Below are 15,168 nucleotides of genomic sequence, written 5' to 3'. Positions count from 1 at the left end.
GGTGAAGCAGTCACGCGTCGAGGACATCCTGCCGCTGTCACCGTTGCAGCAGGGACTGCTGTTCCACGCGCTGTACGACGGAGCGGCGTCGGACCTCTACACCGTCCAGTTCGCCCTGGACCTGACCGGTCCGGTCGACGGCGACCGGATGCGCCGCGCGCTCGCCGCGATCCTGGCCCGGCACGCCAACCTGCGGGCCGGCATCCGGCAGCGCAAGACCGGGGAGTCGGTCGCCGTGGTGCCGCGCGAGATCACCCCGGCCTGGCAGGAGCACGACCTGACCGGCCACGCCGCGGCGGACCGGGACGACGAAGTGGCCCGGCTGCTCACCGCCGACCGGGCCGCCGGATTCGACCTGGCCCGCCCACCGCTGCTGCGCGCCGCGCTGATCCGGACCGGACCGGAGCGGGCCAAGCTGGTGCTCACCAACCACCACGTCCTGCTCGACGGCTGGTCGATGCCGCTGCTGGCCAGGGAACTCTTCGCGCACTACGTCGCCGGCGGGCACGACCGCACCCTGCCACCGGTCACCCCCTACCGCGACTACCTCGGCTGGCTCGAGCGGCAGGACCGGGCCGCCGCCGAGCGGGCCTGGCGAGACGCGCTGCGCGGGCTGACCGGGCCGACCCTGCTCGCGCCGGCCGACCCGGCGCGCCCGCCGGCCACTCCCGAACAGCTCACCGTGGCCCTGCCCGCCGAACTCACCGCCGGGCTGACCGCCGCGGCCCGCAAGCTCGGCGTCACCCTCAACACCGTGGTCCAGGGCGCCTGGGCGCTGCTGCTCGGCATCCTCACCGGCGACGACGACCTGGTCTTCGGCGCCACCGTCGCCGGCCGGCCGCCGGAGCTGCCCGGTGTCGAGTCGATGCTCGGCCTGTTCATCAACACGGTGCCGGTGCGGATCCGGCTCGACCCGGCCGAGTCGCTGGCCGCCCTGCTGGCCCGGGTGCAGGACGAGCAGTCGGCGCTGATGGCGCACCAGCACCTCGGCCTCGCCGACATCCGCCGGCTGGCCGGCACCGGCGACGGCGACCTGTTCGACACGCTGACCGTGTTCGAGAACTACCCCCTCGATCCGGCCGCGCTGGACCTGCCCGGCACCGGCCTGCGGGTCACCGCGGTCACCGGGCACGACGCCACGCACTACCCGTTGACCCTGGCCGTGCTGCCCGGGGAACAGCTCACCCTGCGCCTGGACCACCGGCCGGACCTGCTGGACGCGGCGGCCGCCCGGCGCATCGCCGACCGCCTGGTCCGCCTGCTCAGCCAGGTCGTCGACGCACCGCAGACCCCGGTCGCCGCGCTCGACGTGCTCGACGGCGCCGAGCGCGCCGCCGTGCTCGGCGACTGGGCCGCCGGACCGCCGCCCGTCCCGCCGCGCACCTTCCCTGAACTGTTCGCCGCCCAGGTCGCGGCCCGACCGCAGGCGCCGGCCCTGATCGGCGACGACACCATGTCGTACGCCGAACTGGACGCCGCCGCCGACCGGCTGGCCCGGCTGCTCGTCGACCGCGGCGTCGGCCCGGAGCGTGTGGTCGCCCTCGCCCTGCCGCGCAGCCCGGAACTGGTCACCGCCGCGCTCGCGGTGAGCAAGGCCGGCGGCGCCTGGCTGCCGGTCGACCCGGACTACCCGGCGGACCGGATCGCGTTCATGCTCACCGACGCCCGGCCGGTGCTGCTGGCCACGCGGACCGGGATCGACCTGCCCGACACCGGCGTGCCCCGGCTGCTACTCGACGAACCGGCCACCGTGGCGGACTGGGCGGCCCGGCCCACCGGCCCGGTCACCGACGCCGAGCGCGGCGCAGCGGTGCAGCCCGGGCACCCCGCCTACCTCATCTACACCTCCGGTTCCACCGGCCGGCCGAAGGGGGTGGTGGTCACCCACGCCGGCCTGTCCAGCTTCACCGCCGCGATCGTGGCCGGCTTCGACGTCGACCCCACGAGCCGGGTGCTGCAGTTCTCCTCGCCCAGCTTCGACGCGTCGGTCCTGGAACTCTGCGCCGCCTTCGGCGCCGGGGCGGCGCTGGTCGTACCGCCGCCGGGGCCGCTCGTCGGCGACGACCTGGCGGCCGTGCTGACCGGCCAGCAGGTGACCCACGCGCTCATCCCGCCGGCCGCGCTCGCCGGCCTGCCCACCGTGGCGCCGCCGGTGCTGCGCACCCTGGTGGTTGGCGGCGACGCCTGCGGCGAGGACCTGGTCGCCCGGTTCGCCCCCGGCCGGCGCATGGTCAACGCGTACGGGCCGACCGAGATCACCGTGGCCGCCACGCTCAGCGCGCCGCTGGTCCCCGGCGCCGGCGCCCCGCCGATCGGCGCCCCGGTCGCCGGTGCCCGCGCCTACGTCCTCGACCGGTTCCTGCGCCCGGTGCCGCCCGGCGTGCCCGGGGAGCTGTACATCGCCGGGGCCGGGCTGGCCCGTGGCTACCTGGACCGGTCGGCGCTGACCGCCGAGCGGTTCGTGGCGGACCCGTTCGCCGCCGAGCCGGGCGGGCGGATGTACCGCACCGGCGACCTGGTGCGCTGGCGCGCCGACGGGACGCTGGAGTTCGTCGGCCGGGCCGACGCCCAGGTGAAGATCCGGGGCTTCCGGGTCGAGCCGGGCGAGATCGAGGCGGTGCTGTCCCGCCACCCGGCCGTCGCGCAGGTCGCGGTCATCGCGCGGGAGGACCAGCCGGGCGTGAAGCGCCTGGTCGGGTACGTGGTCCCGGCCGCCGGCGCGTTGGTCGACCCGGCCGCGCTGCGGGCGCACGTCGGTGCCAGCCTGCCCGAGTACATGGTGCCGGCGGCCGTGGTCGGCCTGCCGGCGCTGCCGCTGACCCCGAGCGGGAAGCTGGACCGGCGGGCGCTGCCGGCCCCCGGGTTCACCGGCTCCGCTGGCGGCCGGGTCCCGGCCAACGGCCGCGAGGCCCTGCTCGCCGGGCTGTTCGCCGAGGTGCTCGGGCTGGACGCGGTGGGCGTCGACGAGAGCTTCTTCGACCTCGGCGGTGACAGTATCGTGTCGATCCAGTTGGTCAGCCGGGCCCGCAAGGCGGGGCTGTCGTTCAGCCCCCGGGACGTCTTCGTGCACCGGACGGTGGCCGGCCTCGCCGCCGCCGCCGCGGACGACGCCGTGCCGGTGCCCACCGACGACGGTACGGGTGAGGTGCCGCTGACCCCGATCGTGCACTGGCTGCGCGAGCGGGGCGGCCCGATCGACGGCTTTCACCAGTCGATGCTGGTGACCAGCCCGGCCGGGCTGCGGCCCGAGCAGCTGGTCGCCGCGGTGCAGGCGCTGGTCGACCACCATGACGCGCTGCGGCTGCGGCTGGTCCGCGACGCGGCGGGCGGCTGGCGGCAGGAGATCGGCCCGCGCGGCAGCGTGGCCGCGGCCGAGGTGGTGACCCGGATCGACGCGGCCGGGCTGGACGCCGACGAGCTGCGCGGGCTGGTCGAGGAGCAGGCCAAGGCGGTGCAGGCCCGGCTGGCCCCGGGTGAGGGGCGGGTCCTGCAGGCGCTGTGGTTCGACGCCGGGGCCGACCGGCCCGGCCGGCTGCTGCTGGCCCTGCACCACCTGGTGGTCGACGGGGTGTCCTGGCGGATCCTGCTGCCCGACCTGGCCGCCGCCGCGCAGGCCGTCGCCGCCGGGCGTACCCCCGAACTGGAACCGGTGCGGACCTCGCTGCGCCGCTTCGCGGAGCACCTGGTCGCCGAGGCCGCGCGCCCGGAGCGGACCGCCGAGCTGGCCGGCTGGCTGGACCGGCTCGGCGTCGCCGAGACCCCGCTCGCGGGGCGGCCGCTCGACCCGGCCCGGGACATTGTGGACGCCGGCCGGCTGCTGACCGTCACCCTGCCCGCGGAGCGCACCACGCCGCTGCTGACCCGGGTGCCGGCGGCGTTCCACGGCCGGGTCAACGACGTGCTGCTCACCGCGCTCACCCTCGCGGTCACCCGGTGGCGGCGCCGGCGCGGCAGCCAGGAGGCCGGCCTGCTGGTCGACCTGGAGGGCCACGGCCGGGAGGAACTCGCCGCCGGCCTGGACCTGTCCCGGACCGTCGGCTGGTTCACCACCATGTACCCGGTCCGGCTCGACCTCGGCCGGCTCGACCTGGCCGAGGCGTTCGCCGGCGGCGCCGCCGCCGGGCGCGCGGTCAAGCGGGTCAAGGAACAGCTCCGCGCGGTGCCCGACAACGGCATCGGGTACGGCCTGCTCCGCTACCTCAACGCCGACACCGCCCGGCAGCTGGCCGACCGGCCGGCCGCGCAGATCGGCTTCAACTACCTCGGCCGGTTCGCCACCGCCGACGACGGGGACACCGCCTGGACGGTCGCGTCGGACGCTCGGGCCCTCGGCGGCGGTGCGGACGGTGCCCTGCCGGTGCCGCACGCCATCGAGGTCAACGCGGTCACCCGGGACCACGCCGACGGTCCCCGGCTGTCGGCGACCTTCTCCTGGCCGCAGACCCTGCTCGGCGAGGCGGACGTCCGCGAGCTGGCCGACGACTGGCTGGCCGCGCTGGACGCCCTGGTCACCCACGCCGCCACCCCCGGCGCCGGCGGGCACACCCCGTCCGACCTGCTGCTGCCCCTGTCCCAGGAGGAGATCGAGGCGATCGAGGCGGCCCAACCGGCCGCCAGCGACCTGCTGCCGCTGTCCACCCTGCAGGAGGGGCTGCTCTTCCACGCCCTGTACGACGGGCCGGACCGCGACGTCTACACCGTGCAGCTCTGCTTCGACCTGGCCGGTGAGCTGGACACGGCAGCCCTGCGCGGTGCCGCCGACGCCCTGCTGGCCCGGCACGCCAACCTGCGGGCCGCGTTCCGCCAGCGCCCGTCCGGCGAGTCGGTGCAAGTCGTGGTGGACGGGCTCCGGGCCGGCTGGCGGGCGCACGACCTGCGGGAGTTGGCCGGCGCGGAGCAGGCCGACCGGGTCCGCGAGCTGCTCGCCGCCGACCGGGCCGAGGGCTTCGACCTGACCCGCCCGCCGCTGCTGCGGTTCACCCTGCTGCGGCTGGCCGACACCGCACACCGGCTGGTGCTCACCAACCACCACATCCTGCTCGACGGCTGGTCGGTGCCGACGCTGATGCGGGAGCTGCTGGCCCTGTACGCCGCCGGCGGCGACGACCGGCAGCTGCCCCGGGTGGCGCCCTACCGCGACTACCTGGCCTGGCTCGGCGCGCAGGACCGGGCGACCGCGGAACGGGCCTGGGCCGAGGCCCTCGCGGGCCTGGCCGAGCCGACCCTGCTCGCCCCGGCCGACCCGGCCCGGGCCCCGGAGCTGCCCGACCGGCTTGTCCTCGACCTGCCGGCCGAGCTGACCGCCGACCTGCAGGCGCAGGCCCGGCGGCACGGCGTCACCCTCAACACCATCCTGCAGGGCGCCTGGGGGGTGCTGCTCGGCGCGCTGACAGGACGTGGCGACGTGGTGTTCGGCGGCACGGTCTCCGGCCGCCCGCCGGAGATCGCCGGCGTGGAGACCATGGTCGGGCTCTTCATCAACACCCTGCCAGTCCGGCTGCGGCTGGACCCGGCCGAGCCGGTCGCCCGAATGCTGCTACGCCTGCAGGACCAGCAGTCCGCGCTGATGGCCCACCAGCACCTGCCGCTCACCGAGGTGCAGCGGCTGGCCGGGCACGGGGAACTCTTCGACACCCTGGTGGTCTTCGAGAACTACCCGCTCGACCCGAAGCTGCTGACCCTGCCCGGCACCGGGCTGCGGCTGACCGGGGTCTCCGGCCGGGACGCCACCCACTACCCGCTTACCGTCACCGCGATCCCCGGCGAGCGGCTGCGGCTGCAGCTGGACCACCGCACCGACCTGTTCCCGGCCGACGCGGCGCAGCGCCTCGCCGACCGGCTGCTGCGGCTGCTCACCACCGTCGCCGCCGACCTGGACACCCCGGCCGGCCGGCTCGACGTCCTCGACCCGGCCGAGCGGCGGCTGGTGCTGGCCGACTGGAACGACACCACCCGGCCCGAGCCGGCGCTGACCGGCGGGGTGGCCGCCCGGTTCGCCGCGCAGGCCGCCCGCACCCCGGACCAGGTCGCCGTCCGCGCCGCCGACGGCGCCACGCTGACCTACCGGGAACTCGACGCCCGGGCCAACCGGCTGGCCCAGCACCTGCTGGCGCTCGGCGTCGCCGCCGAGCACCGGGTCGCCCTGCTCCAGGAACGCTCGGTCGACCAGGTGGTGTCCGTGCTGGCCATCCTCAAGGCCGGCGCCGCGTACGTGCCGCTGGACCCGCGCTACCCGGCCCACCGGTTGACCCACATCGCCGCCGACACCGCCAGCTCGGTGCTGCTCACCGACCGGGCCATGGCCGGCCTGCGGTTCGACCACGACCTGACCGTGGTGACCGTCGACGGCGACGCCGCCGCCGAGATCGCCGCCCGGCCGGACGCCGACCCGGACCGGCCCGCCCACCCCCGGCAGCTCGCCTACGTCATGTACACATCCGGGTCGACCGGCACCCCCAAGGGCGTCGCGGTCACCCAGTACGACGTGCTCAGCCTCGCCGCCGACCGGTGCTGGCGGACCGACCGGCAGCGCCGGGTGCTGCTGCACTCACCGCTGGCCTTCGACGCCTCGACGTACGAGCTGTGGGTGCCGCTGCTGAACGGCGGTGAACTGGTCGTGGCCCCGCCCGGTGAGCTGAGCATGGACGACCTGCGAGCCGTCCTCACCGGCGGCCAGGTGACCGCGCTGTGGCTGACGGCCGGCCTGTTCCGGCTGCTGGCCGAGGAGACCCCGGAGGCGTTCGCCAAGGTCCGTGAGGTCTGGACCGGCGGCGACGTGGTGCCCGCGCCGATGGTGCGCCGGGTGCTTGCCGCCTGCCCGGGCCTCGTGGTCGGCGACGGCTACGGCCCGACCGAGACCACCACGTTCGCCTCGCACCACCTGATGCACGCCGTGGCCGAGGTGCCGGACTCGGTGCCGATCGGCCGGCCGCTGGACAACATGCGGCTGTACGTGCTGGACGACTACCTGCGCCCCACCCCACCCGGGGTGGCCGGTGAGCTGTACATCGCCGGCGCCGGGCTGGCCCGCGGCTACCTGAACCGGCCGCGGCTGACCGCGGAGCGGTTCGTGGCGAACCCGTTCGGCACCGCCGGCACCGGTGACCTCGGCTCCCGCATGTACCGGACGGGAGACGTGGTCCGCTGGCGGCCCGACGGCAGCCTGGAGTTCGTCGGCCGCGCCGACGAGCAGGTGAAGATCCGTGGCTTCCGGATCGAGCTCGGCGAGATCGAGGCGGTGCTGGCCCGCGACCCCGGCCTGGGGCAGGTGGCCGTGGTGGTCCGCGAGGACCGGCCAGGCGACAAGCGGCTGGTCGCCTATGTCGTACCGGCCGCCGGCGCGGCGCCGCCGGACCCGGCCGTGCTCCGCGCGCACGCCGCCGCGGTGCTGCCGGAGTACATGGTTCCCGCCGCCGTGGTGGTGCTGGCCGCCCTGCCGCTGACCGGCAACGGCAAGGTGGACCGGCGGGCCCTGCCGGCGCCCGACTACGCGGCCGGCTCCACCCGGCGGGCGCCGCGCACCCCGCAGGAGGAGGTGCTCTGCGGGCTCTTCGCCGACGTGCTCGGCCTGCCCGAGGTCGGCATCGAGGACAGCTTCTTCGCCCTGGGCGGCCACTCCCTGCTGGCCACCCGCCTGGTCAGCCGGATCCGCACCGCGCTCGGCGCGGAACTGGCCATCCGGGACCTGTTCGAGTCGCCCACCGTGGCGGGGCTCGCCGCCCGGCTCGGCGGCGCGAAGCAGGCCCGCCGGGCGTTGGCGCCGATGCCCCGGCCGGAGCGGATCCCGCTGTCGTACGCGCAGAACCGGCTCTGGTTCATCAACCGGCTCTCCGGCGCCGACTCCCCGTACAAGATCCCGATCCTGCTGCGGCTGACCGGCGACCTGGACGTGGCCGCGCTGCGCGCCGCCCTGCGCGACGTGCTCGAACGCCACGAGAGCCTGCGCACGATCTACCCGGACGCCGACGGCGACCCGTACCAGGTGATCCTGACCGCCGACGCGGCCTGCCCGCCGATCACCGTGGAGGCCGTCGACCCGGCCGAGGTACGCGAGCTGATGCTCGCCGAGACCCGGCGCGGGTTCGACCTGGCCGTCGACCCGCCGCTGCGGGCCCGGCTGTTCGACCTCGGCGGCGGCGAGTACTTCCTGCTGCTCGTGCTGCACCACATCGCCGGTGACGGCTGGTCGATGGCCCCGCTGGGCCGGGACTTCTCCGCCGCGTACGCCGCGCGGGTCGCCGGGCGGGCGCCGGAGTTCCCCCCGCTGCCCGTGCAGTACGCCGACTACGCCCTCTGGCAGCGCGCGGTGCTCGGCGACGAGTCCGACCCCGACAGCGCCATCGCGGAGCAGGTGCGGTTCTGGCGGGACACGCTGGCCGGCGCGCCGGACGAGCTGACCCTGCCGGCCGACCGGCCGCGCCCGCCGGTCGCCAGCCACCAGGGCGGGATGCTCGGCTTCGTCGTCGAACCGGCGCTGCACGAGCGGCTCAACGCGCTGGTGCACGCCACCGGGGCCAGCCTGTTCATGGTGTTCCAGGCGGCCCTGGCCGCGCTGCTCACCCGGCTCGGCGCCGGCACCGACGTGCCGATCGGCAGCCCGATCGCCGGCCGCACCGACGACGCCGTCGACGAGCTGGTCGGCATGTTCGTCAACACGCTGGTGCTGCGCACCGACACCACCGGCAACCCCACCTTCCGGCAGCTGCTGGACCGGGTCCGCGAGGCCGACCTGGCCGCGTACTCGCACCAGGACACCCCGTTCGAGCGGCTGGTCGAGGTGCTCAACCCGCCCCGGTCGATGGCCCGCAACCCGCTGTTCCAGGTCATGCTGGTGCTGCAGAACAACGCCACGGTGGACCTGGACCTGCCCGGCCTGCGGGTCGTGGTGGACAACGTCGGGGCGCACGCCGCCCAGTTCGACCTGTCCATCGACCTCACCGAACGGCCGGCGGGCGCCGGCGGCATCGACGGCCGGCTGGACTACAGCCGCGACCTGTTCGACGAGACCACCGCCGAGCGGATCCTCGCCGGGTTCCTCCGCATGCTGGAGGCCGCCGTCGCCACCCCGGACGCGCCGATCGGCGCCGTCGACGTGGTCGGCCCGGCCGAACGGCAGCGGATGCTCGTCGACTGGAACGCCACCGGCCGGCCGGTGCCCGGCGAGGACCCGATGACCCTGATCCGGGCGGTGGCCGCCGCGCGGCCCGACGCGGTCGCGGTGACCGACCCGCGGCAGACCCTCACCTACGCCGGGCTGATCGCCCGCGCCGACGAGCTGGCCGCCCGGCTGCGCGCCGCCGACGCCGGGCGGGGCTCCCTGGTCGCGCTGCTGACCGACCGGGGCGCCGACGCGATCACCGGGGTGCTGGCCGCGCTCACCGCCGACGGCGCCTACCTGCCGCTGGATCCGCGCTCGCCGGTGGCCCGCAACGCTGACCTGCTGGTCGACAGCGGCACCCGCTGGCTGCTGGTCGACCAGGCGCACGAGGCGCTGGCCGCCGAGGTGGTCGCCGCCGCCGGTGTCCCGGTCACCGTCCTGCCGCTGGCCCAGGCCGGCCCGCCGGTCGGGTCCGCGCCGCTGGCCGCCGGCCTGGCCGACCTGGCGTACGTCATCTTCACCTCCGGCTCCACCGGCCGGCCCAAGGGCGCCATGGTGCACCGGCGGGGGATGCTCAACCACCTGCTGGCCAAGGTGGAGGACCTGGACCTCACCGAGGCGGACGTGGTGGTGCAGAATGCCGCGCTCACCTTCGACGTCTCGGTCTGGCAGATGCTCTCCTCGCTGCTCACCGGCGGCAGCGTCGACGTGGTCGACGACGACACCGCACTCGACCCGGGCGCCCTGTTCGGCCGGGTCCAGCGGCACGGGGTGACCATCCTCGAGGTGGTGCCGTCGCTGCTGCGCACCGCGCTGGACGCCTGGGACGCCGGCGCCCCGGTGCCCGAGCTGCCGAAGCTGCGCTGGCTGCTGGTCACCGGCGAGGCGCTGCCGCCGCAGCTGTGCCACCGCTGGCTCGCCCGATTCCCGGGGATCCCGCTGCTCAACGCGTACGGGCCGACCGAGTGCTCCGACGACGTGACGCACGCGGTCATCGCCACCCCGGCCGACGCCGACGCGGACCGGGTGCCGATCGGCCGGGCCATCCGCAACACCCAGCTGTACGTGCTCGACGCCAACCTGCAGCCGGTGCCGCCTGGGGTGCCGGGCGAGCTGTGCGTCGGCGGCGTCGGGGTCGGTTTCGGCTACCTGGGCGACCCGCGCCGCACCGCCGCGGTGTTCGTCGCCGACCCGTTCGCCGACCGGCCCGGCGCCCGCCTCTACCGCACGGGCGACCGGGTCCGCTACCGCCCCGACGGGCAGCTGGAGTTCCTCGGCCGCAACGACGACCAGGTCAAGATCCGCGGCCAGCGGATCGAGCTGGGCGAGGTCGAGGCGGCGCTGCGGGCCGCGGCCGGGGTGACCGCCGCCGCCGTTGCGGTGAACACCGACCCGGCCGGCACCAACCGCCTCGTCGGGTACGTCGTCGGCGACACCGACCCGGAGGCGGTCCGTGACCACGTGGCCGCCCGGCTGCCGGACGCCATGGTGCCCTCGGTGGTGGTCCGGCTGGACGCGCTGCCGCTGAGCGCCAACGGCAAGGTCGACCGCAAGGCGCTGCCTTCGGTGGACTTCGGCTCGGCCGGCGGGCGGGCCGCCCGCACCCCGCAGGAGGAGCTGCTCTGCGGTGTCTTCGCCGACGTGCTCGGGGTGGCCCGGGTCGGCGTGGACGACGACTTCTTCGCCCTTGGCGGCCACTCGCTGCTGGCCACCCGGATCGTCAACCGGATCCGCGCGGTCTTCGGCGTGGAGCTGCCGATCCGGGCGGTCTTCGAGACCCCGACCGTCGCCGGCCTCGCCGCGCGGCTGCTGGCCGGCGGGGAGAGCCGCCCGCCGCTGCGCCCCGGGCCGCGTCCGGAGCTGGTGCCGGTGTCCTACGCCCAGCGGCGGCTGTGGTTCCTCAACCGCTTCGACGACTCCGACGTCAGCTACAACGTGCCGCTGGCGCTGCGGCTGCACGGCGACCTGGACCGGGCCGCGCTGCAGGCCGCGCTGGCCGACGTGACGGCCCGGCACGAGACGCTGCGCACCGTCTTCGTCGAGGTCGACGGCGAGCCGTACCAGCGGGTCCTCGACCCGGCGGCGGCGGTGCCCACGCTGGCCGAGCACGACGTCGCCGAGGTGGACCTGCCCGCCGCGCTGGCCGCCGCGATCGGGCACCGGTTCGACCTGGCCGGCGAGCCGCCGCTGCGCGCCGACCTGTTCCGGCTCGCCGCCGACGAGCACGTCCTGCTGCTGCTCATGCACCACATCGCCAGCGACGGGCAGTCGGCCGGGCCGCTCTCGGCCGACCTGGCCGCCGCGTACACCGCCCGGAGGGCCGGCCGGGCGCCCGACCTGCCCGCCCTGCCGGTCCAGTACGCGGACTTCGCGCTCTGGCAGCGTGCCGTGCTGGGCGCGGAGACCGACCCGGACAGCCTGGTCAGCCGGCAGACCGGCTACTGGGCGCAGACCCTCGCCGGGCTGCCCGAGCAGCTGGAGCTGCCGGTCGACCGGCCCCGCCCGGCGGTGTCCAGCCGGCGCGGTGGCAGCGTCACCTTCGAGGTGCCGGCCGACCTGCACGCCCGGCTGACCGACCTGGCCCGACAGCGGCAGGCGAGCCTGTTCATGGTGGCCCAGGCCGCCCTGGCCGCCCTGCTCACCCGGCTCGGCGCGGGGGACGACGTGCCGCTGGGCACCCCGATCGCCGGCCGGGTCGACGAGGCCGTCGACGGGCTGATCGGGTTCTTCGTCAACACCCTGGTGCTGCGCACCGACACCTCCGGCGACCCGACCTTCGGTGAACTGCTGGACCGGGTCCGGGCCACCGACCTGGCCGGGTACGCCCACGCGGACGTGCCGTTCGAGCGGCTGGTCGAGGTGCTGAACCCGGCCCGGTCGGTGGCCCGCCACCCGCTGTTCCAGGTCGTGCTGGCGGTGCACAACCACGCCCGCCTCGACGTGACGCTGCCCGGCCTGCGGGTGTCCGGGCTGCCGGCGGGCACCGGCGGGGCCAAGTTCGACCTGAACGTCAGCCTCGCCGAGCAGGTGGACGACGCCGGCGCCCCGGCCGGGCTGGCCGGCCGGATCGAGTACAGCGCCGACCTGTTCGACCACGGCACCGTCGAGCGGATCGCCGACCGGCTGCGCGCCATGCTCGCCGCGCTCGCCGCCGACCCGGACCAGCCGATCGGCGCGGTGGACCTGCTCACCGGGCCGGAACGCGAGCAGGTGCTGGTGACCTGGAACGACACCGCCGCCCCGGTGCCGGCGGCCACCCTGCCGGAGCTGCTCGCCGCGCAGGTCGCCCGTACCCCGGACGCGCCGGCCCTGGTCGACGCGGACACCGAGCTGAGCTACGCCGAGCTGGACGCGCACAGCAACCGGCTGGCCCGGCTGCTGATCGCGCGCGGCGTCGGTCCGGAGCGGTTCGTCGCGGTGGCCCTGCCCCGCTCGGCCCGGTTGATCGGCTGGCTGCTCGCGGTGCTCAAGGCCGGCGGCGCGTACGTGCCGGTCGACCCGGCCTACCCGGCGGACCGGATCGCCTTCATGCTCGCCGACACCGCGCCCGCGCTGCTGCTCACCGACACGGCCACGGCCGCCGAGCTGCCGGGCGGGGTGCCGCGGCTGCTGGTGGACGACTGCGACCCGGACGGCTTCCCGGCCGAACCGGTCACCGACACCGACCGGGTCGCGCCGCTGCGGCTCAACAACCCCGCGTACGTCATCTACACCTCCGGCTCGACCGGCCGGCCCAAGGGGGTGGTGATCGAGCACCGCTCGCTGACCGATTACCTCACCTTCGCCGGCGGCGACTACCAGGGCGTACGCGGCAGCGCGCTGCTGCACTCGTCGATCTCGTTCGACCTCAGCGTCACCGGCATGTGGGTGCCGCTGACCGTCGGCGGCACGGTGCACGTCGCCGGCCTGGACGACGACCCCGCGACCCGGGAACGCCTGGGCCGGCACGCCTGCACCTTCCTGAAGGCCACTCCCAGCCACCTGCCGCTGCTGGCCGCGCTGCCGGACGACTACGCCCCGACCGCTGAGCTGCTGCTCGGTGGGGAGCTGCTGCTCGGCGAGGTGGTCGACGAGTGGCGCCGGGAGCACCCGGGCGTGGCGGTGTACAACATGTACGGCCCGACCGAGACCACGGTCAACTGCACCGAGTACCGGATCGCACCGGGTGCGGTGATCCCGCCCGGCCCGCTGCCGATCGGCGGCCCGCTGGCCAACACCCGGCTGTACGTGCTCGACGCCCGGCTGCGGCCGGTGCCGCCCGGCGTGCCCGGTGAGCTGTACGTCGCCGGTGGCGGCCTGGCCCGCGGCTACCTGGCCCGCCCGGGCCAGACCGCCGGGAAGTTCGTGGCCGACCCGTTCGGCGCGCCCGGCACCCGGATGTACCGCACCGGCGACATCGTGCGGTGGACCGACACCGGCGAACTGATGTTCCTGCGCCGGGTCGACGACCAGGTCAAGCTGCGCGGGTTCCGGATCGAGCTGGGCGAGATCGAGGCGGTGCTGGCCGGCCACGACGACGTGGCCCGCTGCGCGGTGATCGTCCGCGAGGACCGCCCCGGCGACCAGCGGCTGGTCGGGTACGTCGTACCGACCCCCGGCCGGAGTCCGCAGCCGGCCGAGCTGCGCGCCACGGTCGCCGCGGCGATGCCGGAGTACATGGTGCCGGCGGCCGTGGTGGTGCTGGCCGAGCTGCCGCTGACCCCGAACGGCAAGCTGAACCGGGGTGCCCTGCCGGTGCCGGACGCGGCCGACACGGGCGCCGGCGCGCAGCGGCGCGCCCCGCGCAGCCACCGGGAGCGGGTGCTGTGCGGGCTGTTCGCCGAGGTGCTCGGCGTACCCGAGGTGGGCATCGACGACGCCTTCTTCGACCTGGGCGGGCACTCGCTGCTGGCCACCCGGCTGATCAGCCGGGTCCGCGCCACCTTCGAGGTGGACCTGGCCCTACGTACGCTGTTCGAGGCGCCGACGGTGGCCGAGCTGGCCGACCGGCTCGACACCGCCGACGACGACGGCCGCAGCGCCTTCGACGTGCTGCTGCCGCTGCGCCGGCACGGCGCCCGGCCGCCGCTGTTCTGCATCCACCCGGCCAGTGGCTTCAGCTGGTCCTACTCCGGCCTGATGGGGCACCTCACCGACCGGCCGATCTACGGTCTGCAGTCGCGGGGCCTGGCCGAGCGCGCCGAACTGCCGGGCAGCGTCGGGCAGATCGCCGAGGACTACCTGGCCCGGATCCGGGAGGTCCAGCCGGCCGGCCCGTACCACCTGCTGGGCTGGTCGTTCGGCGGGCTGATCGCGCACGAGATCGCCGCCCGGCTGCGGGCCGACGGCGAGCAGGTGGCGCTGCTGGCGCTGCTGGACTCGTTCCCGAAGACCGAGGCGGAGCGGGCCGAGCCGGGCATCCTCAACCGGACCGAGTTCCTGGCCGGGATGCTGCAGCTGGCCGGCTACCCGGCCGACGCCGCCGCCGAGCAGGTCGACGAGGAGCAGGTCGCCGAGCTGCTCAGCCGCAACGAGGGGGTGCTCGGCCGGCTGGAGGCCCGGCACATCACCGCCCTGTACGAGGTGTTCGCCAACAACTCCCGGCTGGCCCGGGAGCACCGCCCGGGGCACGTCGACCTCGACGCGCTGCTGTTCGTCGCCACCCGCGACCGGGCACCCGGGGCGGACCCGCGGGCCGCCTGGCGGCCACACCTGTCCGGCGGCGTGCAGACGCACGACGTCGACTGCCAGCACAACGACATGACCCAGCCGGAACCCCTGGCCGCCATCGGCCGGGTGCTGGCCGAGCGGCTGAGCGCGATCGACACCGAGCGAGAGGGAGAAACGCGATGAGCAGCAACCCGTTCGAGAACGAGGAGGGCCGGTACGTGGTGCTGGTCAACGACGAGGGGCAGCACTCGCTGTGGCCGTCGTTCGTGCCGGTGCCCGACGGCTGGCACACCGCCTTCGGCGACGACAGCCGGCAGGCCTGCCTCGACTACGTCGAGCGCGAGTGGACCGACATGCGCCCGAAGAGCCTGATCGCCGCGATGGCCGCCGACGGCGCCGCCGCGGCCCGTTAGGAGGACCGG

2 protein-coding genes are annotated in these 15,168 nt (G+C 75.8%); both read left to right on the top strand.

What is annotated here, in order from left to right:
* Position 1: 1 nt before the first annotated feature.
* The gene (locus ACGF4F_RS27190; protein WP_393081570.1) at positions 2–14,929 is read left to right on the top strand and encodes an amino acid adenylation domain-containing protein; all 14,928 of its coding nucleotides are present in this window, start codon (positions 2–4) and stop codon (positions 14,927–14,929) included.
* Complete coding sequence (locus ACGF4F_RS27185) at positions 14,926–15,159, top strand: MbtH family protein (RefSeq protein WP_357441519.1); 234 nt, start codon at positions 14,926–14,928, stop codon at positions 15,157–15,159. Before ACGF4F_RS27190 ends, ACGF4F_RS27185 begins: the two co-directional genes overlap by 4 nt.
* The last annotated feature ends 9 nt before the right edge of the window (positions 15,160–15,168 follow it).

It is taken from the genome of Micromonospora sp. NPDC047740 (genome assembly GCF_043204735.1).
Lineage (GTDB): Bacteria > Actinomycetota > Actinomycetes > Mycobacteriales > Micromonosporaceae > Micromonospora.
The sequence above is the reverse complement of the archived record's forward strand: the minus strand, read 5'-3'. Positions and strand labels throughout refer to the sequence as shown.